The sequence below is a fragment of the Streptomyces sp. NPDC021749 genome, assembly GCF_040640655.1.
Taxonomy (GTDB): Bacteria; Actinomycetota; Actinomycetes; order Streptomycetales; family Streptomycetaceae; genus Streptomyces.
Genome location: NZ_JBFACE010000004.1, coordinates 175,888 through 201,105 on the forward strand (window position 1 = coordinate 175,888; position 25,218 = coordinate 201,105).

Annotated in this window: 22 protein-coding genes; 7 read left to right on the forward strand and 15 right to left on the reverse strand. The window is 73.8% G+C overall.

All coding sequences use genetic code 11. From position 1 onward, the window contains the following. Positions 1-7: 7 nt before the first annotated feature. Positions 8-901, reverse strand: coding sequence for a DNA/RNA non-specific endonuclease (locus AB0G35_RS05860; RefSeq protein WP_360944271.1), 894 nt, complete (start codon positions 899-901; stop codon positions 8-10). 215 nt (positions 902-1,116) lie between these two features. Here AB0G35_RS05860 and AB0G35_RS05865 point away from each other — a divergent pair, with 215 nt between their 5' ends. Further along, a complete protein-coding gene (locus tag AB0G35_RS05865; RefSeq protein WP_360944274.1) occupies positions 1,117-1,923 on the forward strand; it encodes a caspase family protein in 807 nt (268 codons plus the stop codon). Between the two features lie 78 nt (positions 1,924-2,001). Here AB0G35_RS05865 and AB0G35_RS05870 read toward each other — a convergent pair whose 3' ends face one another. After that, entirely contained in the window at positions 2,002-2,193 is a 192-nt protein-coding gene (locus AB0G35_RS05870) for a DUF6381 family protein (protein WP_360944277.1), read from the reverse strand. Positions 2,194-2,623: 430 nt separating this feature from the next. Here AB0G35_RS05870 and AB0G35_RS05875 point away from each other — a divergent pair, with 430 nt between their 5' ends. Continuing rightward, on the forward strand, positions 2,624-3,592 hold the full coding sequence (locus AB0G35_RS05875) for a hypothetical protein (RefSeq protein ID WP_360944280.1): 969 nt from the start codon (positions 2,624-2,626) through the stop codon (positions 3,590-3,592). Positions 3,593-3,678: 86 nt separating this feature from the next. Here AB0G35_RS05875 and AB0G35_RS05880 read toward each other — a convergent pair whose 3' ends face one another. The 3 genes from AB0G35_RS05880 to AB0G35_RS05890 all read right to left on the reverse strand — a co-directional run bounded on the left by AB0G35_RS05880 (position 3,679) and on the right by AB0G35_RS05890 (position 7,231). Further along, the gene (locus AB0G35_RS05880; protein ID WP_360944283.1) at positions 3,679-4,029 is read right to left on the reverse strand and encodes a PRC-barrel domain containing protein; all 351 of its coding nucleotides are present in this window, start codon (positions 4,027-4,029) and stop codon (positions 3,679-3,681) included. A 64-nt stretch (positions 4,030-4,093) separates the two neighbouring features. Next, positions 4,094-4,591 carry a DUF6328 family protein gene (locus AB0G35_RS05885; RefSeq protein ID WP_360944286.1) on the reverse strand — a complete coding sequence of 166 codons (498 nt, stop codon included), beginning with the start codon at positions 4,589-4,591 and terminating at the stop codon, positions 4,094-4,096. A 75-nt stretch (positions 4,592-4,666) separates the two neighbouring features. Further along, on the reverse strand, positions 4,667-7,231 hold the full coding sequence (locus AB0G35_RS05890; protein ID WP_360944289.1) for an ATP-dependent Clp protease ATP-binding subunit: 2,565 nt from the start codon (positions 7,229-7,231) through the stop codon (positions 4,667-4,669). 334 nt (positions 7,232-7,565) lie between these two features. On the opposite strand from AB0G35_RS05890, the gene AB0G35_RS05895 reads away from it, so the two are divergent. Continuing rightward, positions 7,566-8,204 (forward strand): UdgX family uracil-DNA binding protein, encoded by a 639-nt coding sequence (locus AB0G35_RS05895; protein WP_360944292.1) that lies wholly within the window; start codon positions 7,566-7,568, stop codon positions 8,202-8,204. Between the two features lie 194 nt (positions 8,205-8,398). Here the strand turns inward: AB0G35_RS05895 and AB0G35_RS05900 are convergent, their stop codons facing one another. Further along, positions 8,399-10,597, reverse strand: a complete 2,199-nt coding sequence (locus AB0G35_RS05900) for an FUSC family protein (RefSeq protein WP_360944295.1) — start codon at positions 10,595-10,597, stop codon at positions 8,399-8,401. 123 nt (positions 10,598-10,720) lie between these two features. On the opposite strand from AB0G35_RS05900, the gene AB0G35_RS05905 reads away from it, so the two are divergent. Both AB0G35_RS05905 and AB0G35_RS05910 read left to right on the forward strand, forming a co-directional pair. Then, entirely contained in the window at positions 10,721-11,314 is a 594-nt protein-coding gene (locus tag AB0G35_RS05905) for a PadR family transcriptional regulator (protein ID WP_360944298.1), read from the forward strand. 206 nt (positions 11,315-11,520) lie between these two features. Beyond that, entirely contained in the window at positions 11,521-13,002 is a 1,482-nt protein-coding gene (locus AB0G35_RS05910) for a DEAD/DEAH box helicase (protein ID WP_360944301.1), read from the forward strand. A gap of 90 nt (positions 13,003-13,092) precedes the next feature. Here AB0G35_RS05910 and AB0G35_RS05915 read toward each other — a convergent pair whose 3' ends face one another. From AB0G35_RS05915 to AB0G35_RS05925, 3 genes are all read right to left on the reverse strand, one after another. After that, on the reverse strand, positions 13,093-13,896 hold the full coding sequence (locus AB0G35_RS05915) for a uracil-DNA glycosylase (RefSeq protein ID WP_360944304.1): 804 nt from the start codon (positions 13,894-13,896) through the stop codon (positions 13,093-13,095). Between the two features lie 20 nt (positions 13,897-13,916). After that, positions 13,917-14,600, reverse strand: a complete 684-nt coding sequence (locus AB0G35_RS05920; protein ID WP_360944307.1) for a pyridoxamine 5'-phosphate oxidase family protein — start codon at positions 14,598-14,600, stop codon at positions 13,917-13,919. Positions 14,601-14,764: 164 nt separating this feature from the next. Continuing rightward, positions 14,765-17,167: a glycosyl hydrolase family 65 protein gene (locus AB0G35_RS05925; protein ID WP_360944310.1), complete on the reverse strand. Its 2,403-nt coding sequence runs from the start codon at positions 17,165-17,167 to the stop codon at positions 14,765-14,767. Positions 17,168-17,400: 233 nt separating this feature from the next. Between AB0G35_RS05925 and AB0G35_RS05930 the strand changes: the two genes are divergently transcribed. Beyond that, positions 17,401-18,591, forward strand: a complete 1,191-nt coding sequence (locus AB0G35_RS05930; RefSeq protein WP_360944313.1) for an IS110 family transposase — start codon at positions 17,401-17,403, stop codon at positions 18,589-18,591. A gap of 8 nt (positions 18,592-18,599) precedes the next feature. On the opposite strand, the gene AB0G35_RS05935 is transcribed toward AB0G35_RS05930, so the two are convergent. Further along, on the reverse strand, positions 18,600-19,361 hold the full coding sequence (locus AB0G35_RS05935) for an HAD-IA family hydrolase (RefSeq protein WP_360944317.1): 762 nt from the start codon (positions 19,359-19,361) through the stop codon (positions 18,600-18,602). A 180-nt stretch (positions 19,362-19,541) separates the two neighbouring features. Between AB0G35_RS05935 and AB0G35_RS05940 the strand changes: the two genes are divergently transcribed. Further along, the gene (locus AB0G35_RS05940; RefSeq protein WP_360944320.1) at positions 19,542-20,423 is read left to right on the forward strand and encodes a universal stress protein; all 882 of its coding nucleotides are present in this window, start codon (positions 19,542-19,544) and stop codon (positions 20,421-20,423) included. Positions 20,424-20,469: 46 nt separating this feature from the next. On the opposite strand, the gene AB0G35_RS05945 is transcribed toward AB0G35_RS05940, so the two are convergent. The 5 genes from AB0G35_RS05945 to AB0G35_RS05965 form a co-directional block, all read right to left on the reverse strand. Further along, entirely contained in the window at positions 20,470-21,816 is a 1,347-nt protein-coding gene (locus tag AB0G35_RS05945; protein ID WP_360944323.1) for a nicotinate phosphoribosyltransferase, read from the reverse strand. 42 nt (positions 21,817-21,858) lie between these two features. Next, positions 21,859-22,158: a DUF1876 domain-containing protein gene (locus tag AB0G35_RS05950; RefSeq protein WP_360944326.1), complete on the reverse strand. Its 300-nt coding sequence runs from the start codon at positions 22,156-22,158 to the stop codon at positions 21,859-21,861. 32 nt (positions 22,159-22,190) lie between these two features. After that, the gene (locus AB0G35_RS05955) at positions 22,191-23,072 is read right to left on the reverse strand and encodes a universal stress protein (RefSeq protein ID WP_360944329.1); all 882 of its coding nucleotides are present in this window, start codon (positions 23,070-23,072) and stop codon (positions 22,191-22,193) included. A gap of 123 nt (positions 23,073-23,195) precedes the next feature. Further along, positions 23,196-24,437: a sugar ABC transporter permease gene (locus AB0G35_RS05960; protein WP_360944332.1), complete on the reverse strand. Its 1,242-nt coding sequence runs from the start codon at positions 24,435-24,437 to the stop codon at positions 23,196-23,198. After that, a complete protein-coding gene (locus AB0G35_RS05965; RefSeq protein ID WP_360944335.1) occupies positions 24,434-25,210 on the reverse strand; it encodes an ATP-binding cassette domain-containing protein in 777 nt (258 codons plus the stop codon). Before AB0G35_RS05965 ends, AB0G35_RS05960 begins: the two co-directional genes overlap by 4 nt. Between the last annotated feature and the right edge of the window lie 8 nt (positions 25,211-25,218).

A 25,218-nucleotide genomic window follows, 5' to 3' on the forward strand; every position in this document is an offset into this window, starting at 1 on the left:
TCGCCGCTCAGTCGCGCCGCAGCACGATGTCGTCGTGCGACGCGAGTCGTTTCCAGCGCTCCTCGGGGGCGCGCACCACCGGCATCAGGTCGACGGCCGGCAGCGGGCCGAGGTCCAGTGAGGTCAGCTCGACGACGTCCGACACCGGCACCTGGAACGTGCGGTAGGCGCCCAGCGGCGGCGGTGCGCCCGGCACCGCGCCGGCGAGCGCCCGGTCGGCGTCCCGGGTCAGGTCCGGGCTCTGGTCCAGCACGTACGCGGTGGCCGCGAGCGCACCGTCCTGGAGGAACGCGGCCACCTTCCAGAAGCGCAGCGGCACCTGGATGCCCCGGTAGGGCGGGTCGGAGTCGTGCAGCACCGGCCCGGTCAGCACGGCCAGTTTGCGGTCGTAGGCGGCGTGGTCGAGCAGATGGTCCTCCAGCCCCGCCCAGAGCCGTTTGCCCTGGTTGAACACGTCGGCCTGCGGGGCGGCGTTGGTGTAGTGGAAGGTGTCCGCGTTGGCCTGGGCGGCCTCCGCGGGCCCGCCCCACACCGGGTCGAGCCGGCGCACCAGGTGGCCCTTGTCCAGGGAGTTGTCCCGGTAGACCGCGTTGCCGGCCTGCAGGTCCTCGGGCAGCCTGGGGTCGAACCGCCAGCCGCCCTCCCGCGGTACGTGCGACGGCAGCAGCCGGCCGTCGATGCAGACGCCGGTGGCCGCCGCCAGCCGCCGGTCCGGGCGCAGCAGGACCGTGAAGTGGGTGTACGGCAGGACCACGGTCTCCATCCCGGGGACGGCCGGCACCGGCAGCGGGACGGGCACGCCGAGGAAGAGCTCGTCGTAGCCGCCGCGGTCCGCCAGGGCACCGCCGGGGACCGGGCCGGTCGTGGCCCGGCCGGCCCGGGAGGAATCTGGTGCGGTCATATGACCACCGCTTCCCGGTGGTACGGCCCGCCGAGCGGCGTCCCCGGGGATGCCACTCCAACAGCCGCGCCCGCCGCGCCGTGCCCCGCCCGGCCGCCGGTCCGCGCGCAGGGGACCGTTCAGGCGGTGGGGCGGGCCGACGCGTTCACCGGCCGGCCGGCCACGGAACGCATCCAGGCGTCGCCCCGACCCCCGCCGCTGCCAAGGAGCCCGCGATGCCCACCGGCCTCTCCCTCCACGTCGGACTCAACCAGGTCGATCCCGCCCGGTACGGCGGCTGGGACGGCCGGCTCGTCGCCTGCGAGAACGACGCCCGCGACATGGCCGCGCTGGCCCGCGGTGCCGGCTTCGCCCCGACGACCCTGCTCACCCCCGACGGCACCGTCGAGCGGGTCACCGCCGAACTGCGGAAGGCCGCCAAGACGCTCAAGAGCGGCGACATCCTGCTGTTCACCTACTCCGGGCACGGCGGCCAGGTCCCCAACACCACCGGCGGTGACGCCGAGCCGGACCGGTTCGACGAAACGCTGGTGCTGTACGACCGGGAATTCCTCGACGACGAGCTGCACCGGGAATTCGGCCGGTTCGCCCGCGGCGTCCGCCTCCTCGTCGTCCTCGACTGCTGCCACAGCGGCACCGCCGTCGAAATGCCGGACCAGGGCGGCGGGGAGCACACCGCCCGGCTGATGCCGCCCGACCGGCAGTACGAGATCTACCGGCGCGACAAGGAATTCTTCCAGGAGATCCAGCAGGAACTCGGCGCCCGGAAGAGCCGCGAACCGGGCGCCGATGCCGTGCTCCTCGCCGCCTGCCAGGACAATCAGCTGGCCTCCGACGGCGACACCAACGGGAGATTCACCGGGACCCTCCTGGAGGTCTGGAACGGCGGCACCTTCCGCGGCGGTTACCGCGCCTTCCACCGCGACATCCAGCGCGGTATGCCCCCCGCCCAAAGCCCCAACCTCTACACGACCGGAAACCCCGGACCGGCATTCCTGGAACAGCAGCCCTTCACCGTGTGACGGCACCGGCGGCCCTGCCGGGGACAACGGACGGGACGCGGCCCGCCGGCCGCGTCCCGTCGCTGCGGTGTGTTCCGCTCACTCCGTGGGGTAGATGTCACCGCCCCGCATCATGCTTTCCTGCTCGCTCTGCGACTGCAGCCGGCGGGCCTTCTCCTGGAGCCGCTTGCGTTCCTCCGGATCACTGGTGCGCTCCGCGCTCTCCTGCAATTCCCTCGCCTTGTCCCGCATCTGCTGAATACGTGCACGGGATTCTCCGCTTGCGTTCATGGTCTGTCCTCGCACTGTGTAGGGAAGCTGCCCGATACCAGCGAATCAGGCCCGGCGGCCCCCGGCACCTCGAAAATCCCGCCCCCGGTGGAAAGAATGCCGGCCGCCGCGAAGTCCTTCGTCGTTCCGCCCGTGGACGCGGCACGCCCGGGCTTCCCGGCGTGTCTCCACCGGATGGCCTTCCTGAATGGCGACGTCGCCGAAGAGGGACGTTGGCTGAAGCACAGCAGCTCAACGTCCGCCGAGTGTCAGCGCTCCTGGTGTTTGACGCTCCCATCGTTCAGTGGAGTCCTCCATGACATCCGAACCAGCTATTTGTGGGGGCGACGCCGAACTGTCATCGACAGAACACGGCGAGCACATTCCGCCCCTCACTCCTGAGAAGAATTCGGCCCGCACGATTCTGTGGGAGGCAGTCACCCATCGGCCCTTGGAGGAAGTCGCCGCCCTCGTGGAACTGCTCCGCCGGAGCGGCGACGTTCCCAATCCCGGCGACGAAGCCCTCCGGCTGGCGGTCGTTTCCCGTCCGGTGAGTGAGGTCGCGGAGCTCTTCGATCTGCTCCGGGGCGACCCGCAGACCGCTGCGGCCGGCCACGACGCGCTGCGCGCGGCGGCCGTCGGCCGGTCCGTGGAGGAGGTCGCGCAGCTCATCGAGCTGTTCGACCGGGCGAAGGAGGGCGGCACCGACCCGTACGACATGCCTCCGCACTTCCCGCCGGACCCCGGCCCCGGGGGCCCCGGCGGCCCCGGCGGTGGTGGTCCGGGCGAGCCCGAGCCCACCACCGCCATGCCGTTCCTCGACCCGGACGTCCGTCCGCTGGGCCCCACGGGCCACCCGGTCGGAGCGGGCGGCCGGCCCGACACGGCGGCGCACCAGCAGCCGCAGCAGCACACCCCCTGGGCCCGCCCCGCAGCCGGCCAGCAGCAGGGCGGGCAGCCGGCGTGGGCCCAGCCGCACGCCGGGCACGACGACCCCCGGCAGCCGGGCTACGCGGTGGCCGGTGTGCTGCGGTCCGTGCTGCGCTGGCCGGCCGCGGCCGCGCTGGCGCTGTGCGGGCTCAGCCACCTGCCGGTGCACTCCGCGCACGTGGAGGGCGCCCAGGCGACCGCCGGGCTGTCGATGGCCATCGCCGTGGTCTACCTGCTGCTGGCCGGCTGGCTGGCGATGCGGGACACCGCCCTCGTCTGGACGGTCAGCGCCGCCGCGGCCATGGTCATCATCGCGCTGCACGCGCTGTCCCGGGCGGGCGTACTGACCCCCCTGGGCAGCGGTCTCGGCGAGACCGGGATGTGGCCCGAACTGCTGGCCGTGGCCCTCGCCATCGTCAGCGCGGGCCTGGCCGGGGCGGCGCTGCTCAGCCGTCCCCGCCGGGTAGGTCCGGCACCGGCCGGAGCGTAACCGGCCGCAGAAGCCGGCCACGGGCGCGGGCCGGGACCCCGATCGGGTCCCGGCCCGCGCCCGTCGGCGTCCGCCCGCCGGACGGGTCAGGTGTGCGGGGCGCCGTAGTGGCCGGCGAGCATCCGGTGGTACTCGTCGTCCCCGATGTGCTTCTCCCTCTCGAACTCCGGGGCGTCCTCGATGTCCTTCTTCGTGCACGCCAGGTAGATCGTGCTGCGGTCCAGGTCGATCGAGGAGATGAGCCCGGCCGGCAGCAGGATCTCCCGGCCGAAGATCCACACCCCGGTGTCGACGACCAGATAGCTGGCCCCGGCCTCGTCGGAGTGCTCGTCGACCGTCCCGACGGTGCCGTCGATCGCCTCGACCGCGAAACCCGTGAGATCGGTCCCGGACACGTACCCCACGCTGTCCTGGTAACCCCAGATGTTCTGCGTCACGGAAAACCTCCCCTCGGCCTGCCCCCGTGACCATCATGCCCCCGGATGCCCGGGGCGGGCGGGCTCACTCCTTCGACGAATACCGGTGCAGGGCCCACGCCGGCAGCGCGAACCAGCAGAGCGCGAACCAGACGACCACCCCCGTCACGATCCAGGGCACGTACGCGTCGTGCATCGCGATCCGCAGGATCAGCAGCAGCGCCGACGCGACCGTCGCCAGCAGCAGCACGATGCCGACCAGGGCCAGCCGCGACGCCCACACCACCGTCTCCGGCTTGAGGCGGTGACCGGTGACCAGCCGGTGGAACGTCACCGTGCCGATCAGCGCGCCCGTGGTGGCCGCGCCCAGCAGCACCGTCACCACGTAGATGAGCTGGTCGGTGTGGCTGAGCGTGGGGAACCGCGGGGTGAAGGCCACGGTGAGCAGGAAGCCGAAGAGGATCTGCACCCCGGTCTGGATGACCCGCACCTCCTGGAGCAGCTCGATCCACCGCCGGTCGGCCCGTTCCTCCGGCGACTCGTTGCGGCCCGACGACGTCTGACGCGGCCCCAGAGGCTTCACCGGTCCTCCCTCCGTCCGTCCGCTCCTTCGCCACGCTCTCCCGAAGGCTGCCCCCTCTGCTTCTGCCCCGGTTCGCTACGTCCTCTCGGGCTGGTTGATGCGGAACGCCAGCTCGTTGTCCGCCACCTCCACGTGCACCTCGTCGCCCGCGGACAGCGCACCGTCCAGCAGCAGCCGCGACAGCGCGTTGTCGACCTCGCGCTGGATCGTGCGCCGCAGCGGCCGGGCCCCGTACTCGGGCTGGTGGCCGCGGTGGGTGAGCCAGTCCACGGCCTTGGGGCTGAACTCCACGGAGATGTCCTGGGCGTGCAGCCGGCGCCGGGTGCCCGCCAGCAGCAGGCCGGTGATCTGCCGCAGCTGCTCGTCGGTGAGCCGGCGGAAGACGATGATCTCGTCGAGCCGGTTGAGGAACTCCGGGCGGAAGTGCTCGCGCAGACTGGCCAGCGCCCGCTCCCGGGCCCCGTCACCGGCCTCCGGCCCCGAGACGTCCGGGCCGAAGCCCAGCACTCCGCGCCCGCCGCTGAGCGCCTCCGAGCCCAGGTTGCTGGTCATCACGATGACGGTGTTCTTGAAGTCGACGGTGCGGCCCTGGGAATCCGTCAGATGCCCGTCGTCCAGCACCTGCAACAGCATGTTGAAGACGTCCGGGTGGGCCTTCTCCACCTCGTCGAGCAGCAGCAGCGAGTACGGGTGCAGCCGCACCGCCTCGGTCAGCTGGCCGGCGTCCTCGTGGCCGATGTATCCGGGCGGCGCACCCACCAGCCGGCTGACCGTGTGCCGCTCCTGGTACTCGCTCATGTCCAGCCGCACCATGCGGTCCTCGCTGCCGAACAGCGCCTCGGCGAGCGCCCGGGCCAGCTCCGTCTTGCCCACCCCGGTGGGGCCGAGGAAGAGGAAACTGCCGATCGGGCGGTTCGGGTCGGACAGCCCGGCCCGCGACCGCAGGATCGCCTCGGAGACCGCCGTGACGGCGTCGTCCTGCCCGATCACCCGGGTGTGCAGCCGGTCCTCCAGCCCCAGCAGCCGCTCCTTCTCCTCCTGGGTCAGGCTGCTCACCGGCACACCGGTCTGCCGCGACACGATCTCGGCGATGTCCTCGCCGGTGACCGACACGATCCGGCCGTCCCCGCTCGGCACCGCCCCCTGGGCGGCCTCGATCCGCGCGGTCAGCTCCGCGAGCCGGTCCCGCAGTTCGGTCGCCCGCTCGTACTGCTCCGACGCCACCGCCTGGTCCTTGTCCACCGCCAGCTGCTCCACCTCGCGCTCCAGCGCCCGCACATCGGTGGTCTTGGTGCCCGAGCGCAGCCGCACCCGCGCACCGGCCTGGTCGAGCAGGTCGATGGCCTTGTCGGGCAGGAAGCGCTGGGTGATGTAGCGGTCGGAGAGCTCGACGGCGGCGAGCAGCGCCTCGGGGGTGTACCGCACCTGGTGGTGGGCCTCGTAGCGGTCCTGCAGGCCGCGCAGGATCGCCACCGTATCGGCGACCGTCGGCTCGGGCACCAGGATGGGCTGGAAGCGGCGGGCCAGTGCGGCGTCCTTCTCGATGTACCGCCGGTACTCCTCCAGCGTCGTGGCGCCGATGACGTGCAGCTCGCCGCGGGCCAGGGCGGGCTTGAGCATGTTGCTCGCCTCCAGCGAACCGCCGTCGCCGCTGCCGCCGCCGGCCCCGACGACCGTGTGCAGCTCGTCGATGAAGATGATCAGCGAGTCCGGGTGGGCCCGGACCTCCTCCATGATCCCGTTCATCCGCTCCTCGAAGTCACCGCGGTAACGGGTGCCGGCCACCACGGAGGTCAGGTCCAGGGCGACCACCCGGCGGCCCGCCAGGATGTCCGGCACGTCGCCGTCGGCCAGCCGCTGGGCCAGCCCCTCGACGATCGCGGTCTTCCCCACGCCCGCGTCGCCCACCAGCACCGGATTGTTCTTCCCCCGGCGGCAGAGCACCTCGATGGTCTGCTCGATCTGCTCCTCACGGCCGATCACCGGATCGATCCGGCCGGCCCGGGCGAGATCGGTCAGATCGCGGCTGTACTTGTCGAGGGTCGGTGTGTCGTGCTTGGGCGCGGCGCCGTGCTCGCCCCCGGAGTGGTGCGAGGAGGGGCCGTGACCGCCCGGGGCCGCGGCGTTGGGGTCGAAGTGGGCGAGGTTGAGGATCCGGCCCGCCGCCGAGTCCGGATTGGCGGCCAGCGCGTCCAGCACGTGCTCCGGGCCGATGTACGACGCGCCGTGGTCCCGCGCCAGGTCGTGCGCGCCCAGCAGCGCCCGCTTCACCGCCGGCGTCACCGCCACGCTGGACTGCCGCGGCCCGCTGCCGGCGCTCCGGTCGATCTCCGCCGCCAGCGCGTCCGGGTCCGCGCCCGACTGCCGCAGCAGGCTCCGGGTCGGCTCCGCGGACAACGCCGCCCGCAGCAGGTGCTCGGTCCCGAGCTCGGTGCTGCCGTGCTCGGCGGCGTACGCGGCGGCGGAGGTCACCAGGTCCCGGGCGGGGCCGCTCATCAGGCGTGCGATGTCCGCCTGCCGGGGCAGCGACCGCCCCGTCTCGCCGCTTCCCGGCTTCGCGGCGCTGCCGAAGAAGCGCGCGAGGAATTCACCGAACGGGTCCGGGCCGTAACCCTCCGGACCCATGAATCCGTTGCTCATGTGTGTCCGTTCCGCTGTCACGGCCGTACCGCGACACGCTGCCTTGGTCGGGTTCGTTCCTGGGCCCGGCCCCGGGGACCGGGCCCGCTGCGGTCGCCCTCGGGCTCCTGCCCCGGCGGGTGCCCGAGCGGCGGGAGGTCACACGTCACACGCCACTCCACTGCTTCAGGATCGGTTCCGGCAGGGCCATCCGCACCCGGGGCGGGCACCCGCCGGCCACCGGGCATCCGGTGCAAAACCGCTGCCAGGGCGTTAACCGCGGCCCGGCCCGGGAACCCGTCTGCGTGGGCCGCCGGAAGCGCGGCGGCCCACGATGGGGAAGGCGGTGCCGCCCGTGGAGGAGCGTACGGAGGCCGGGGAGGGGTACGACGCCACGCCGTACCTGCCCGCCCGCGGCGACCTCACGGCCCTGCGGCGGGCCGCGGCCGACTGCCGGGGGTGCCCGCTCTTCCGTGACGCGACCCAGACGGTCTTCGGCGCGGGCAGCGCCTCGGCACGGACGGTGTTCGTCGGGGAACAGCCCGGTGACCAGGAGGACCGGCAGGGCGAGCCGTTCGTCGGCCCGGCCGGACGGCTGCTGCGCAAGGCGATGGACGAGGTGGGGCTCGACGAGCGGGAGGCGTACTTCACCAACGCCGTCAAGCACTTCAAGTTCACCGTCGCCGCCCGCGGCAAGCGCCGCATCCACAAGGCCCCGAGCCTGCGGGAACTGACCGCCTGCCGGCCCTGGCTCAACGCCGAACTGGCCCGACTCGACCCGGAGGTGATCGTGGTGCTCGGCGCCACGGCGGCCAAGACCCTCCTCGGCTCCTCGTTCAGGGTGACGAAGGAGCGGGGCGCACCGATCGAGAGCGAGCGCGGGCTGAAGGTGGCCACCGTCCACCCCTCGTCCGTCCTGCGCTCCGACGACCGCGCCGAGGCCTACGCCGGTCTGGTCTCGGACCTGCGCGTGGTGGCCGGGCTGCTGGAGTAGGCCGTGCCGGACCACCTCGCCCACGCGGCGGCCCAGCTGCGGCCCGCACCCACGGTCGAGGTGCCGTCGCCGGACGGGCTGCGCAGGGAGCAGACCTGCCTGCCGCGGGACGCCTTCTTCGGCGGCGTCGAGGACATCCCGCCGCAGGACGCCGCGGGCCGGATCGCGGCCGAGACAATCACCTACCCGCCCGGTCAGATCTCCTCCCGGATGCGGGTCAGGTCCGTGGTGAGCGCGTCCAGCCAGATGACCGAGTCCAGCAGCAGCGCCGCGGCGAGCGCCCGGGCCGCCCGGTCCGGGCTGTCCGGCGGGATCCGCCGGACCACCGCCAGCAGGCCGCGGACGTCCAGCGGCGGCGGGGCGCCGTCCGGCGGCGCGGTGTGGTCGGCGCCCAGCCGCAGCGCGAGCGCCCGGTAGCCGGCCGCGGTGTCCTCCGCCGCCCGCCGCAGCCAGTCCCCGGTCTCCCGGTGGGTGATCCGGCCCGGGCGGACGGGCAGCAGCCGTTCGCCGCGCCGGGCGTCCGCCGCGGCGGCCAGCACCGCGGGCCAGTCCGGCTGCCGGGCGGTGTGCTCCCGCGGCTCGCTCTGGTACTGGGCCAGGCTCTCCCGCGCCAGCGCCAGCGCACGGTTGATCGCCCCGATGTCCGCTTCGGCGTCGCGCCCCGCGGCGCCCGGCCCGCCCGGCGCCGCCGCCCCGCCGCCGGTGCCGCCGGCCGCCGGACGGTCCACGACGCGGGCGGCGGTCCGCCCGATGGACTCCGCGACGGCCGCGCTCAGCGCCGCCATGCTGCGCCGCACCTCGCTCCCGGCGCCCCGCGGCCAGGCCACCAGCCCACAGGCCAGCCCGATGACGCTGCCGGCCAGTACGTCCGTCAGCCGGACCGGCGCGAGGTGCCAGGTGACCCGGGAGACCTGTGCGAACAGCGTGGCGACGACCAGGGTGAATCCGCTCTGCGCCCAGGCCAGCCCGCGCAGCGGCCCCAGCGCGAACGCCAGCAGCATCACCGGTGGCAGCAGGACCGCGTACACCACCGCCCGGTCGTCCACCAGGGCCAGCAGTCCGCCGGCCAGCACCGCGCCGGCCAGCGTGCCCAGCAGCGCCTGCCGGACCGCGGACCGGGTCTCCAGGCTCGTCGTCCGGGTGAGCGTCAGGGTCGCCAGCAGCACCCAGAAGCCGTGCTGCAGGTCGAGCACCCCGGCGACGGCCCGGGCCGCGGCCAGCCCGAGCGCGAACCGGCAGGCGTTCTGGAAGATCACCGAGCGCGGGGTGAGATGGCTGGTCAGCCGGAGCCACCACAGCCCGGGGGTGTGCGCCCGGGCGTAGCCGAAGGCGTGCCCGGCGGCGTCCCGGTCGACGCTGCGGTCGCCGCCCAGCAGCCGGGTGGCCAGCACCAGGACGACGGTGGCGTCCGCGGCCTGCACCACCAGCGACCGGCGGCGCAGATAGACCAGCCGGTCGTCGGCGCCCAGCCGCTCCAGTGTGTCCAGGGCCTGCTGGGTGCGTACGGGCCCCAGCTCGCGCTCCAGATCAGCGGCCGACGGGCCCTGCCCGGGCCGTAGCCGGTGGCCGTCGCCCAGCGCCCGCGCGCTGCCCCGGGCGGCGTCGCCGATGCCGGTCAGCAGGGCGACCGTCTCGGGGCGGTAGGCACGGTGTGCGCCCTCGGCGGTGTGCAGGGCGTCGAGCCGGGCCAGCAGGGTGCGGACCGCCTCGGCGGCGTGCCACATGGCCTTGTGGGCGAGGGTGGGGGAGGCGGGCAGGTCGGCCGGCGGGACCCGGGACGGCCGCAGCGCGTCGGCGGCGGCCCGGGCCCGGTCGAGCAGCGGTCCGGGAGCCGGTGCGCCGTGCAGGTCCGCGAGATCCGCGGCCGCGTCGGCGGCCCCGGCCAGCAGCCGGCGGAACGGCGGGGTGTCCGGTTCGGGCAGCAGGAACCGCTGGGCGGCCGCCAGCAGGGCCGCGCCCAGCAGGAAACCGGCCAGCCGCTGGCCCAGCATCTGTGGGGCGTAGGGCGGGAAGCACGGCAGGATGTAGAGCAGCTGCATACCGGGGGCGGCCCCGGCGATCCGCGGCCCGGTGGTCCCCGCGTACGCGATCACGAAGCCGACGACGAGCATGCCGAGGACCGCGGCCCAGGTCCGTACGGCCAGCAGTGTGCCCAGGGTGAGCAGCAGCAGACCGGCCGGGACCGCGGTGAGCACGGTCGCGGCGCGCTGCCGCCCGGACCCGGGGATGCGGGCGAGCGCGCCCAGCGACACCGCGGTGAACGCCGCGTACACCGCCATCACGGTCAGGCCCAGCCCGTAGCGGCAGAGGTAGAAGCCGACGCTGGTCGCGGCGGTCACACGGACCGCGTTGCCGACCACTGAGCGGTGCCCGCGCGGGCCCTGGATGCTCACCTTTCCACTATTGGCCGACCGGCCGCGGTCCGCACCGCGCGCCGCCCCCGGGGGGCTCCGGCGCAAGGGAGTTGGCGTTTTCCCGGCGGGGGCGGTGCGGCGCCGGACCGTAGACTGCGGAACGTGACGGAGAAGAAGCCGGACGGGGCGGACGCCGGCGACGCCCAGCGGCCGGAGCTGCCGGCCACCGGCTGGGCGGTGCTCGGACTGCTCTCCTTCGGCGAGGAGCTGTCCGGCTACGACCTGAAGAAGTGGTCGGACCGGTCACTGCGCTTCTTCTACTGGAGCCCGTCTTTCAGCCAGATCTACGGCGAGCTCAAGCGCCTGGAGAAGGCTGGTTACGTCAGCTCGCGGACGGTCGCCCAGGAGACCGGCCACCGCGACAAGCGGGTCTACGTGATCACCGACGAGGGGATGGCGGCGGCCCGCCGGTGGGCCCGCGAGGCGCCGGTGGAGCCCCCGGTCCTCAAGCACGGGGTGATGCTGCGGCTGTGGCTCGGCCATCTGCTGGAGGACGACCGGATGCGGGAAGTCCTGGGCCGGCACCGGGAGTTCGCCGAGACGATGCGGCAGCGCGCCGAGGCCGACGCGGCGGCCGCCGCCGACCAGGAGGCCCGGTCCGGCCCGGCGCTGGTGCTGAAGTGGTCCGAGCGGTTCTACGCCGCCGAACGCGACCTCGCCGACGCGATGCTGGCCGACCTGGAGGAGCGGGCATGAAGGGCGCCGGCCCGCGCATCGAACGGCCGTGACCGGCCGACGTGCTAGGGTTCCAGCGTTGCAGTTCGGTACCCATGACCATGATGTGCGCCTGACGGGAATGATCCGCAGGCGCATTTGCTGTTTCCGGCCGGTTCACGCCTTTCCGGATGGGGGCTCGTCGGCCCCCGGCGCCGTACTGTCCCAGGCCCTGGAAAGGATCCCCTTTGGCTCGCTCCGCACGCCCGCACCGCACCGGTACGCCCCGGCCGGCCGGTTCAGGAAACCCCCGGCGCAGGAACTCCCCGGGCAAGTCCGCGGGCAAGTCCGCGGGCAAGGCGGCCCCGGCCCGCCAGGCCGCCCCGCCGCGGGACTTCACCGTGCCGGATCCGGTGGTCCCCGCGCTGCCCGCCGTCGCGTCCTTCGCGGAGCTGGACCTGCCGGCGGCCCTGCAGAAGACGCTCACCGCGCAGGGCGTGACCGAGCCGTTCCCCATCCAGGCCGCGACCCTGCCCAACTCGCTCGCCGGACGCGACCTCCTCGGCCGGGGCCGCACCGGCTCGGGCAAGACGCTCGCCTTCGGACTGCCGATGCTGGCCCGCACCGCCGGGCTGCGGGCCACGCCGCGCGCACCGCTCGCCCTGGTCCTGGTGCCCACCCGCGAACTCGCCCAGCAGGTCACCGACGCACTGCTGCCGTACGCCACGGCCGTGCAGCTGCGCCTCGCCACCGTGGTGGGCGGTATGTCGATCACCAAGCAGGCCGCCGCGCTGCGCCGTGGTGCCGAGGTGCTGGTCGCCACCCCCGGGCGGCTCAAGGACCTCATCGAGCGCGGCGACTGTGTGCTCGGGCAGGTGCGCCTGACCGTCCTCGACGAGGCCGACCAGATGGCCGACATGGGGTTCCTGCCGCAGGTCACGGCGCTCCTCGAACAGGTCGAGCCGGGCGGGCAGCGGATGCTGTTCTCCGCCACCCTCGACCGCAACGTGGACCGGCTCGTCCGGCAGTTCCTGACCGACCCGGTCGTGCACTCCGTCGACCCGTCGGCGGGTGCCGTCGCCACGATGGAACACCACGTGCTGCACCTCGCGGACGAGACCGACAAGAAGGCCGTCGCGCTGCGGATCGCGGCCCGCGACGGCCGGGTGATCCTCTTCGTGGACACCAAGCGTGCCGCGGACCGCTTCGCCAAGCGGCTGCTGGCCAACGGGGTGTACGCGGCGGCGCTGCACGGCGGCCGCACCCAGCCGCAGCGCAACCGCACCCTGGAGCAGTTCAAGAACGGTCAGGTGACCGCGCTGGTGGCGACCAACGTCGCGGCCCGCGGCATCCACGTCGACGCGCTCGACCTGGTCGTCAACGTCGATCCGCCGGCCGACCACAAGGACTATCTGCACCGCGGCGGCCGCACCGCCCGGGCCGGTGAGTCCGGCCGGGTGGTCACGCTGGTGCTGCCCGACCAGAAGCGCGAGATGACCCGGCTGATGCGGGACGCCGGCATCACCCCGGCCACCACCCGGCTCAAGTCCAGCGACGAGGAGCTGGTCCGCATCACGGGCGCGCGCGAGCCGTCCGGCGTCGCGGTCGCCATCGAGGTGCCCGCGCAGCCCACGGCCGCGAAGGCGCCGGCCGCGCGCACCCGGTCCCGTGCGGGCCGGCCGCCGCGCCGGGGCCGCGGCCGCGGTGGCCGCCGTCCGGTCGCGCAGTAGCCGCGGCAACGCCCGGGGGCCCGGAAGGGACGGCCGTAGGGGATGCCATCTCCCGTACGGGCGTGCACGGTTGGGCGGGCATCCCGGGTGTCACGGTCGCCGGGGCGAGGAGGGGCCGGGCAGTCCCGCCAGGTCGGCGGCGCGGGTGAGCAGTTCGACGAACATGTCGAAGGTGAGCTTGCCGGTGAAGGTGTTGCGCTGGCTGGGGTGATAGCTCCCCAGGACCTGGAGCTCGGGGCGCCGGCCGGTGGCGGGCAGGGTCAGTTGGGCGCCGTGGCCGAACGCGGGGCGCGGGCGGGGGATCGGCCAGCCCGCCTCGCCGAGCACGGGCAGCAGCGCCTGCCAGCTGAAGGCCCCGAGCGCCACGACCGCCCGCAACTGCGGGGAGAGCAACTCCAGTTCGGCGGCCAGCCAGGGCCGGCAGGTCTGCCGCTCGGCCGGGGTCGGCTTGTTCTCGGGCGGGGCGCAGTGCACCGGCGCGGTCACCCGCACCCCGTACAGCTCCAGGCCGTCGTCCCGGTGCGTGGCGGTGGGCTGGGAGGCGAGGCCCACCGCGTGGAGCGCGGCGAACAGGAAGTCACCCGAGGCGTCCCCGGTGAACATCCGGCCGGTGCGGTTGCCGCCGTGCGCGGCCGGGGCCAGCCCGACGACCGCCAAGGCGGCGTCCGGCGGCCCGAACCCGGGGACCGGCCGCCCCCAGTACTCCCAGTCCCGGAACGCCGCACGGGGGTGCGCGGCGACCTGCTCGCGCCAGGCCACCAGCCGGGGGCAGGCCCGGCAGCGGGCGATCCGGCCGTCCAGTTCGGCCAGTACACCGCACCGTGCCGCCTCGTGGGCGGGGAAGTCCGCCTCGTCGGTGTCCGGCGGCGGTCCGGCCGGTCCCGTGTCGTCCATCCCCCCACGCTAAGGGTCCGTCACCCGTTGTGCGCCGCTCCCGCGGCCCGTTCGGTGAGGTGGGCGGGCGGGGTGATGCCGGGCGGCAGCAGCGGGTCGGCCTCCGGCGGGCCCCAAGTGGTGTGCAGCGGCAGTACTCCGGCCCACAGGCCGAGGGCGGCGTCGGGGCCGTCGCCGTCGTCCGGCGGTCCGGTACGGATCTTCACGGAGGCCTCGTCGAGGGAGAGCGCCAGCAGCGCGGTCGCGGCGAGCTCCTTGCGGCTCGGACGGCGGGCGTAGTCCCACTGGCCCGGCGTGGCCTGCTCGGTCAGACAGCGCAGCCCGGCCAGCTTCTCCTCGGGGTCGGTGACCGGGCGCGGGGTGCCGAACACCATCGCGCAGCGGTAGTTGACGCCGTGCTCGAAGACGGAACGGGCCAGGACCAGGCCGTCGACATGGGTCACGGTGACGCAGACCTCGGCCCGGGGGGCGGCGAGCAGGCTGCGGCTGGCGACCGAGCCGTGGAAGTAGAGCGTGCTGCCGTCCGAGCCGTAGACCGTGGGGACGACCAGGGGTGTGCCGTCCACCAGCACGCCGAGGTGGCAGAGGAAGCCCCCGGCCAGGACGGCGTCGAGCGCCGCGCGGTCGGTACGGCCCTGTTCGCGCAGCCGGCGGTGGCGGGTGCGCGCGGTCTGCGACAGATCGCCGCCGGGCGATGCGGCCATGGGGACGCCTTCTCCTGATTCCATGACTGACTGTCTACCTTGCCGCGGAATTCGTTGTCCAGATCTTTCACGGCAACGAATTCGGTGGGATGTGGGGCCGGCCGCGCTGCGCTCGACGGGCTCCTCCCGGGCCCGGCGGAGGCGCCTCGTGACGGCCGGGCGCGTCAGAGGTCGGGCAGGGCGATGCGGCGGGTCGCGCCGGGCGGGATGACGAAGGACCGGTTGCGCAGCCGGACCCGGACCGGCGGCAGGTCCGACTCCGGCACGGCGATGCCCACTTGCTCGGCGCGGATCCGCAGATCGACGTCCCAGTGCCGGCGGTAGCGGATGCGCACCGCGAACTTCGACAGCTGCGGGAGCGGCGCCGGGTCGAGCCAGAGGGCCTCCTCCCGGGTCTCCAGCCCGGTCAGACCGCGCTGTACCAGGTCCAGGGTGCCGGCCATCGCGCCCAGGTGGATGCCCTCGGCGGTGGTACCGCCCTGAACGTCGGCCACGTCGCCGGTCAGCGCCTCCTCGCAGTACGCCCAGGCGTCGGGCCGCTGGACCCGGGTCAGCACCCAGGCGTGGACCAGTGCGCTGAGCGTGGAGCCGTGACTGGTCCGGCTCAGGTAGTGGTCCACGGTGGCGTGCCAGGTGTCGTCGTCGAGCGGATAGCCCAACTGCTGGAAAACGGCGGCGAGTTCGGGCGGTGAGAAGAGGTAGCCGAGCATCAGCACGTCGGCCTGCTTGGAGGCCTGGTAGCGGTTGACGGTGTCCCCCTCCGCCTCCAGGATCCGGTCCAGCCGGCGGATGTCGCCGTAGCGCCGCCGGTAGCCCTCCCAGTCCAGTTCGGCCAGCTCCCCGTACCCGGCGAACTGGCTGATGATGCCGCGGTGGTGCGGCACGTGCAGCCGGTGCGCGATGTCCTCCCAGCGTTCCGGCTCGTCCGGGGTGAGCTGGATCCGTTCGAAGACCTGCCGGCGGTGCGCCTCGGGGAGCGTGTCGCACAGCTCCAGGGCGCGCATCAGCACCCAGGCCGCGGTCACGTTGGTGTAGGAGTTGTCGTCCACGCCCGGCTGCGCCGCCCCCGGATAGCCGTCGTGGTACTCGTCCGGACCCACCACCCCGCGGATCCGGTACCGGCCCAGCCCGGCGTCCCAGGACGTGGCCGAGGCCCAGAAGCGGGCGATCTGCAGCAGTATCTCCGCGCCCTTGCTCTGCAGGAAGTCACCGTCACCGCTGGCCTGTCCGTACTGCCAGATGTTGTACGCGATGGCCGAGCCGACGTGGTGCTGGAGCCGCGAGTAGTCGGGCAGCCAGCGGCCCGAGCGCGGGTTGAGGTGCAGCTGCTGGGTCTCCTCCCGGCCGTCCCCGGCGCTCTGCCACGGGTACATCGCGCCGGCCCGGCCGGCCTCCCGCGCCGCGTGGAGAGCGGCCGGCAGCCGCCGGTAGCGGTACTCCAGCAACGCCCGTGAGACCTGCGGCAGATGCAGGTTCAGGAACGGCAGCACGAACAGCTCGTCCCAGAAGACGTGCCCCCGGTACGACTCCCCGTGCAGACCGCGGGCCGGCACCCCGACGTCGAGTTCGGCGGTGTGCGGCGACAGGGTCTGCAGCACGTGGAACAGGTGCAGCCGCAGGATCTGGCCGGCCTCCCCGGGCACCTCCAGCTTCGCCTGCCGCCACAGGTCCCCCCAGGCGCGCCGGTGGGACGCCAGCAGCTGCCGGAAGTGCGGCGCCTGGATCACGCAGTCGACCGCCGCGCGCCGGGGGCTCTCGATCGCCGGGTCGCGGGAGGTGTACAGCGCCACCGTTTTGTCGACGACCGCGGTGCCGCCGGGGCCGATCGGCAGCACCACGGTCTGGAAGGCCCGCAGCACCGTGAGCCGGGTCTGGTGCGTGACGCCCCGGGCAGGGGTGGCCCGCAGCCGGGCCGCCAGGGCGACCAGGATGTCCGAGTCGGTGGTGCGGCAGGTCAGCCACATGGTGTCGGGCCGTTCGGAGCCCGCCTCCCAGCCCCGCAGATGCTGGTCGGCCAGCCCCTGGTACCGCGCCACCCCGGCGTTGCGCACGCCGCCGTCGATCGCCGCCTCCACCTCGACCGCACCGGCCCACCCGTCGGCCGTGAACGACAGGCGCTGCGCGGCCAGATGCGGATCGCCCATGTGCACCAGGCGGCGCTCCTCCACGCCCAGCCGCCGCCCCTCCTCGTCGGTGTACGCCGAGGTGCGGGTCAGGGTGCCGCTGCGCAGCTCCAGCAGCTGCCGGTGCTCGGTCAGATGCGGGTGGTCCGGCGAGAGCCAGGGGCCGGGAGCGGCGTCGGCGGGGCAGATCCGGTAGCGCAGCGGAAGCCAGTTGGGCATGTTGACCATGTCCTCGTTGTCCACCGACCGGCCCGCCACGGTGGAGGTGAGCCGGTCGTAGCAGCCGGCCACGTAGGTCCCCGGATAGTGCACGGGATCGCCCAGCACCTCGCACGCCGCGCCACGGGTGACGAAGTAGCCGTTGCCCAGCGCGCACAGCGTCTCCCGCAGCCGCTCGCCCGCCGGTTCGTAGCCCTCGTACGACCAGGTCCAGGGGCGCGCCATCAGTCCTCCCTGCCTTGTTGATCGGGATGAGCGAGCCATTCGTAGGGTTGGCTCACCCAGGGGGTCCGGGTGTGGCTTTCAGTTCTCTGCCATCCGTGGCTGCCGAGGATTCGCCGCCCGGCCCCCACGACGACTCGGCTGCTCATTAGGAATTGCGGCACTGATCGCTCAGTAGGGACTCGACAGCGAGGTCGTCCGTGGTGCCTGTACGAACACGACCTGCGGAGAAGCGAGTGACAGCGATCTGGGCCGGTATCGACGCCGGGAAGACCCACCACCACTGCGTGGTGATCGACGACACCGGCAAGCGGCTGCTGTCCCGGCGGGTGGCCAACGAGGAGACCGAGCTGCTCCAGCTCCTCGGCGACGTCCTGGGCCTGGGCGAGATGACGGCCTGGGGCATCGACCTGGCCGACGGCGGAGCCGGCCTCGTGATCGCGGTCCTGCTCAACCACGGCCAGCACCTGCTCTACATCCCGGGCCGGGCCGTCAACCGGGCCTCCGAGGGCTACCGGGGCGACGGCAAGACCGACGCCAAGGACGCCGCGGTCATCGCCGGCCAGGCCCGCATCCGCCGGGACCTGATGCCCCTGCGACCCGGTGACGAGCTGGTCACCGAGTTGAAGGTCCTCACCGGCCGTCGCCGCGACCTCGCCGACGACCGCACGAGAGCCATCAACCGGCTGCGCGGCCACCTGACCGGGATCTTCCCCGGCCTGGAGCGTGAGCTCGACCTCGCAAACGTCGGCCCCCTGGTGCTGTTGACGGGCTACCAGACACCGGCCGCCATCCGCCGCACGGGCGTCAAGCGGCTGGCCACCTGGCTGCGCAACCGCAAGGTCCGTGGTGCCGACCAGCTCGCCGCCGCAGCCGTCCAGGCCGCCGAGAACCAGCACACCGCCGTTCCCGGCGAGAAGATCACCGCCCAGGTCGTGCACTCCCTTGCCAGGGAGGTGATGACCCTCAACGAGAAGATCGCCGAGACCGACAAGCTCATCGAGGGCCGGTTTCGCCAGCACCGGCACGCCGAAGTGATCACCAGCCTGCCCGGTATCGGCCCCCTGCTGGGCGCCGAGTTCATCGCGGCCACCGGCGGCGACATGGACGCCTTCGACAGCGCCGACCGGCTCGCCGGATTCGCCGGCGTCGCTCCCGCCGCCCGCGACTCGGGCAAGATCAGCGGCAACCTGCACCGGCCCAAGAGATACAGCCGACGCCTCCAACGCGTTTTCTACACCTCCGCGCTGATCAGCATCCGCTGCTGCGACGAGTCTCGCCGCTTCTACGACCGCAAGCGCGCCGAAGGCAAACGGCATGTCCAAGCCGTGCTCGCGCTCGCCCGCCGACGGGTCAATGTCCTGTGGGCCCTCCTGCGTGACGGACGGTGCTACGAACCCATACCGCCCGTCACGTCCGCCGCTTGACATCTCCATTAGGAATCCCCGGCCACCAGCAGTTCGCCGGGGTCGGCCACGACCAGGTCGGCGCCGTGCCGCCGCAGGTCCGCCGCACTGATCCGGCCGCCGGTCCGGTCCACGCCCACCACCAGCCCGAACCCGCCCCGCCGGCCCGCCTCGACACCGGCCAGCGCGTCCTCCACCACGGCGGTGTCCCGGGGCGGCACGTCCAGCCGCCGGGCCGCCTCGACGAACAGCGCCGGGTCCGGTTTGCCGGGCAGGCCCAGCCGGTGCACCTCGTTGCCGTCCACCACCGTCTGGAACAGCGCCAGCACCCCGGCCGCGGCCAGCAGCTCGGTCGCGTGCCGGGACGCCGAGACCGCGGCGCACGGGACCCGGGCCCGCCGCAGCGTGTCCAGCAGCCGCACGGTGCCGGGCCAGGCCTCGATGGTGTGGGTCCGCAGGCCGGCGGTGAAGAGCTGCTCCTTGCGGGCGGCCAGGGCCCGGACCGTGCCGGTGCCGGGGGCGTCGTCCGGGTCGCCGGGCGGCAGGTCCAGGCCCCGGGACGCCAGGAAGGCGCTCGCCCCGTCCAGCCGGGAGCGGCCGTCGACGTGCCGCAGGTAGTCCTCCACGAGGTCGAAGGGGCGCTGGCCGCCGGTGGCCTCCAGGAACGGGTCGAAGGCGTCCTTCCAGGCCGCGGCGTGCAGCCGGGCGGAGTCGATGATCACTCCGTCGGTGTCGAGGACCACGGCCCGCAGCGAGCGCAGGGCCGTGGCGAGCAACGGTGCACCGGTCATCGTGACATCCGTTCGTCGCTGTCCGTCGTCGGTTCCCTCGGGTCCGGGCGTCGGTGTCCTTTCCATGGCACCACGCCCGGCAGCCGCGGGCGCGTCCGGACGTGGCGGGCGTCCGCACGCGGGGTGACGATGGGAGGGCGCACCGGGAGCCGGGCGACCGTGGGAAGGGCGGTGGCGGACATGGAACGGCCCTTGGTCGTGGGTGTCGACGGTTCGGACCCCGCCCTGCGGGCCCTGGACTGGGCGGTGGACGAGGCGGCCCTGCACGGGCTGCCGCTGCGGATCGTGCACGCCTCCACCTGGGAGCACTACGAGCCACCGGAATCGGGCCCGGACGCCGGGGAACCGCCCGGTGAACAGGTGCTCGCCGAGGCCGTCGCGGGCGCCGCCGCGGAGCGCGCCCGCTGCCGCAACGCGGGCGTCGAGGTCTCCGCCGAGGTCCTGCCCGACGAGGCGGTCGACGCCCTGCTGCGCGAGGCCCACTACGCGTACGCGCTGGTCCTGGGCTCACGCGGCCGTGGCGAGGTGCTCGGCCGGCTGCTCGGCTCCGTCGGGGTGACGGTCGCGGCCCGGGCCCGGTCCCCGGTGATCGTGGTCCGCGGCGACCGGGCGGGGCTGGCGGGCAGCCACCGGAGCGTCCTGCTCGGCGTGGGCGAGCCGGCGGAGAGCGCCGAGGCGGTCCGGTTCGCCTTCCGGGAGGCCGCGGCCCGCGGCTGTCTGCTCAAGGCCGTCCGCGCCTGGCGCATCCCCCCGCACGAACGCAGCGACGACCCGCCGCTGCTCGCCGCCCAGGCGCAGAGCTACCACGACAAGCAGGCCACGGAGCAGCTCGACGCCGCGTTGGCGGAGGCGGTCGCCGAGCACCCGGCGGTCACGGTGCGCCGGACCACCGTCGAGGGGCCGGCGCACAAGGTGCTGGTGCACCGCGCCGCAGCGGCCGACCTCCTCGTCGTCGGCGCGGGGCACCGGCACGGGCACTTCGGGCTGCCGCTCGGCCGGGTCGCCCACAGCGCGCTGTGCCACGCCGACTGCCCGGTCGCGGTCGTCCCGGAACGGGCCTGAGAGGGGGCGCGCCCCCGGGCGCGTCGGGCCGTCTCATCCCTGGCCGTCAGGCATCCGCCCCGAACGGCGCCAGCGTCTCGCGCTCGGTCCGCCGTCGGACCCGCTCGGTCAGCACGGCCAGCCGGTGCGACACCACCGCCCGCACCGGCTGCGGCGACCGGATCCGCCGGGCCGGCCCGGGCAGTCCGGCCAGGTCCTCGGCCAGCCGCTGCCGGGCGTCCGCCGGCCGGTCCCGCGGCCCGTAGCGCTCGCCGGCCCGCATCAGCGTCGCCAGCAGCGGCAGGCTGTCCGCCGGCGGCGGCTCGTCGGCCAGCCCGATGACGTCCAGGAAGCCGGGCCGGCGGAACACCTGCTTGCGGCCCGGGGCGTTCACCTTCGCCGCCGACAGCTTCATCACCGGCCGGCCGTCGTACGCCACGAGCTTGTACGCCGAGTCCAGATAGGGCGCATCGGCGCTCACCCCCACCCGGGTGCCCACCGCGAACACGTCGATCGGCGCCCCCGCGGTCACCAGGTCGTGCACCGCGAACTCGTCGAGGCCGCCGCTGGCGACGATGCGGACCTGCGGCAGGCCCGCGTTGTCGAGCATCGCGCGGGCCTGCCGGGAGAGCCGGGCCAGATCCCCGCTGTCCAGCCGGATCGCGGAGCCGTTCCCACGGCCCAGGGAGGTCAGCACCCGGGCCGCCGCGGCGACTCCGGACACCGTGTCGTAGGTGTCCACCAGGAAGGTCACCGGCCCGGGATGGCAGCGTGCGAACGCGGTGAAGGCCGCCTCCTCGTCCCCGAACGCCTCCACGTACGAGTGCGCCATCGTGCCGACCGCGGGCAGGTCATGGGCGTGCGCGGCGGTGACGTTGCTGGTGCCGGCGAACCCGGCCATGGCGCCCAGCCGGGCCACGGTGTGGGCCACCTCGATGCCGTGGGTGCGCCGCAGCGAGAAGTCCACCACCGGCCGCCCGTGCGCGGCCAGCACACAGCGGGCGCACTTGGAGGCCAGGGCGGTCTGATGACTGAGCTGGTTGAGGACGTACGTCTCCAGCAGCTGGGCCTGGGGGAGCGGCGCGGTGATCTCCAGCAGCGGTTCACCGGCCAGCACCACGTTCCCCTCGGGCACCGCCCGCACCTCGCCCGTGAAGCGCATGCCGAGCAGCGGCGCCAGGTCCTTTGCCGGCCGGCGCAGCGCCTCGGCGAACACCTCGACATCCTCCTGGCCGACCCGGAACCCCTCCAGATGCGTCAGGACGGTCTCGACACCCGCCGCGACCAGGAAACCCCGGTCCGGCGGCAGGTTCCGGACGAAACAGCTGAAAGTCGCCGGCCGCACCATGCCCTCGCGGACGTACGACAGGGCCATGGTCACCTCGTAGAGGTCGGTGAGCGTGGCATCCGACATGGCCGGCTCCTTCCACGACCGGGCACGGACCGCCACCGCGGCTCAGGCCAGTGCGTCGGTCCAGCCGTAGGCGGTGCGGGTCTCGTGCCGGGGCGGTGCGGCACCGGCGCCCTCCAGGTCGTCGTCCGCGACCCGCAGCAGCTGCCCGGCCAGGTCCCGCAGCGCCCGGCCGGCCGCGATCTCCTCCCCGATCTCCGGCACGTCCCGGTCCTGCGGACTGCGCCGCGCCGTGCCGTGCCCCGTGAAGGTCGCGGCCCGGGTACGGAGCTCCACACGGGCCGTGGTCGTGCCGCCCTCCTCGACGAGCTGCAGCCGGACCGGCCATTCGACGCTGATCGCCATGGTTCACCTCCGCTTCGGTGCCCCTGTCGTCATCATCCGCCCTTCCCCTCGTACGGCACCACCGCCACCGGGCACGGGGCGTGGTGGACGACCGCCTGCACGACGTGGCCGATCCGCGGTGCGGGCCGCAGATGGCGGTGGCGGCGGCCGACGACCAGCAGTGCGGCGTCCGCGGTGTCGTGCAGCAGCGCCGGCGCCGGGCTCTCCAGCTCCACCCGCGCGTCCACCGTCACGTCCGGGTACTTCTCCCGCCAGGGACGCAGCGCCCGGCTCAGGTCCTGGCGGGCCACCGCGGCCGCCTCCTCGGCCGCGTACGGCTCCACCCCGCCGCCCCGGTTGTACGCGAACGCCGGCAGATGCCGGCCGTGCACGGCGCGCAGGGTGACGCCGTGCCGCTGGGCGCATTCGAAGGCGAAGGCCAGCTGCGGCTCGTGCGGTTCGTGCAGGCCGACCCCGACCACCACGTCACCGACGCGGCCGGCCACCGCGGCCTCCTGCCGGGTGCGGACCAGCACCAGGGGGGTGGTGGTGCGGGCGATCAGCTGGAGGCCCAGTTCACCCAGCACGTACCGCGACACCGGGCCCAGGTCGCGGGTGCCCAGGACCAGCAGGTCCGACCGGCCGGCGGCGTCCTCCAAGGCCTCCAGCGGGTCCTTGGGCACCAGCTCCTGCTCCAGCGGGAGGTCCGGATAGCGGGCCCGGACGGTGCCGGTCACCTCGTCCATCATCCGGTGGGGCCAGTAGTTCTGGTCGCTCTCCGCGCCGGGCGGCCCGGCCGGTTCCGGGGCGAGCAGCACCCAGGCGTGCAGCAGCCGCAGCCGGGCCTTGCGCAGCTGTGCCTCCCGGGCCGCCCACTCGACGGCGGCCGACGACTCCGGCGTACCGTCCACGCCTGCGGTGATGGTCTCCTGCATCGCCTCGCTCCTCTCCTCGGGCCGGCGGTGCGCGTCGCTACACCTCCAGGGTGCGCGGCGCGGTCCGGTCCGGCACCGGCAGAACGGAAACCGGCCGCCGGCCGTCGTGCGGGGACGGGCGCCTCATACCCGGCCGTGCGCCCGCTGGGCCCGCCGGGACAGCGAGTCGATGACCACGGCGACCAGCAGCACCCCGCCGGTGATCATGAACTGGACGGCGGTCTGGATGCCCATCAGGGCCACACCGGAGGCGATCGACTGGATGACCAGGACACCGAGCAGCGCGGACCAGGTCCGGCCGCGGCCGCCGAACAGGCTGGTGCCGCCGATGACCGCGGCGGCGATCGCGTCCATCAGCAGATTGCCGGACCCCGCGGTCTGGGTGGCCGAGGTGACCCGGGAGGCCAGGAACAGCCCGCCGATCGCGGCCATCGTCCCCGAGACCATGAACACCGAGATCCGCACCAGGTCCACGTTGATGCCGGTGCGGCGGGCGGCCTCCACGCTGCCGCCGAGCGCGAAGATCATGCGCCCGTACGGCGTCCGGCGCAGCACGTGGTCGAGTCCGACCAGGAACACCAGGAAGATCAGCAGGGCCAGCGGCAGGCCCTGGAACTGGTTGAGCACGAACGCCGCGGCCAGCGAGACGACCGCCAGCACCCCGGTGCGCAGCACGATCTCGCCGAGCGGTCTGGCCGGCACCCCGGCGCTCCGGCGGCGCCGCACGTCCTGGTACGAGGCGAGGAAGTAGCCGGCCGTCCCGAGCGCCGCCAGACCGTACGCGGCCGCCACCGGGGTGAAGTAGTAGCCGGTCAGCTGGGCGAGCAGGCCCTGGTCGTCGAGGTTGATGGTGCCGGCGGAGCCCAGGATGTAGAGCATCAGCCCGTTCCAGCCCAGCAGTCCGGCGAGGGTGACCACGAACGCGGGCACCCCGACCTTCGCGAAGAAGAACCCCTGCACGGCCCCGATCACGGTGCCGGCGAAAACGGCCAGGACCAGCGCCGGCACCTCCGGGACACCCTGGTTGACGTTGAGCACCGCGAACCCGGCCGCGGCCAGACCGCTCACCGAGCCGACCGACAGATCGATCTCGCCGAGCAGCAGCACGAACACCACCCCGGTCGAGATCAGCCCGATGCCGACGATGTCCACGCTCAGGTTGGACAGGTTGCGCGGCGAGAGGAAGTTCTCGTTGAGGCTCTCGAAGATGATCCACACCACCAGCAGCCCGAGGACGACCGGGACCGAGCCCAGCTCCCCGCTGTGGAACCGGCGCTTGAGGGCCGCGAGCGGGTTCCGGCCGGCCCGCCCCGGCGCCGACCGGGTACCGCGCACGGCGCCCGCGCTCTCCCGCTGCCGGGTCATCGCCCCGTCTCCCCGTGCGCCGCGCGGCGGGACACCGCGTTGTCCGTGGCCCCGGTGATGGAGGAGATGATCTGCTCGTGGGACGTGGTGGTCACGTCGAAGAAGCCGTTGTTGCGGCCCAGCCGGAGCACCGCGATCCAGTCCGCGACCGCCTTCACGTCGCCCATGTTGTGGCTGATCAGCAGCACCCCGAGGCCGCGTTCCCGCAACTGCTCGACGAGGTCGAGGACCTGGGCGGTCTGCTCGATGCCCAGCGACGCGGTCGGCTCGTCCAGCAGCACCAGCCGCGGCTCGCCGAGCATCGAACGGGAGATGGCGACGGTCTGCCGCTGGCCGCCGGACAGCGAGGCCACCGGCAGCCGCACACTGGGCAGCCGGATGGCCAGGGTGTCGAGCAGACCGAGCGTGACCCGTTCCATCTCCACCTCGTCCAGCAGCCCGGCCCGGTGGATCTCCCGGCCGAGGAAGAGGTTGCCGACCACGTCGAGGTTGTCGCACAGGGCGAGGTCCTGGTAGACGGTGGCGATCCCCAGGTCCTGGGCCTCGTGCGGCCGGGTGATCTGCACCGGCCGGCCCTGCCATTCGATGGCGCCCTCGTCCGCCGGATCGACCCCGGCGATCACCTTGATCAGGGTGGACTTGCCGGCCCCGTTGTCCCCGACGAGCGCCACGACCTGACCGGCGCGGACCTCCAGGTCGACGTCCGCGAGGGCCTGCACCGCGCCGTACCGCTTGAAGATGCCGCGCAGCGCCAGCAGCGGAGGTGCTGACATGGGTACCT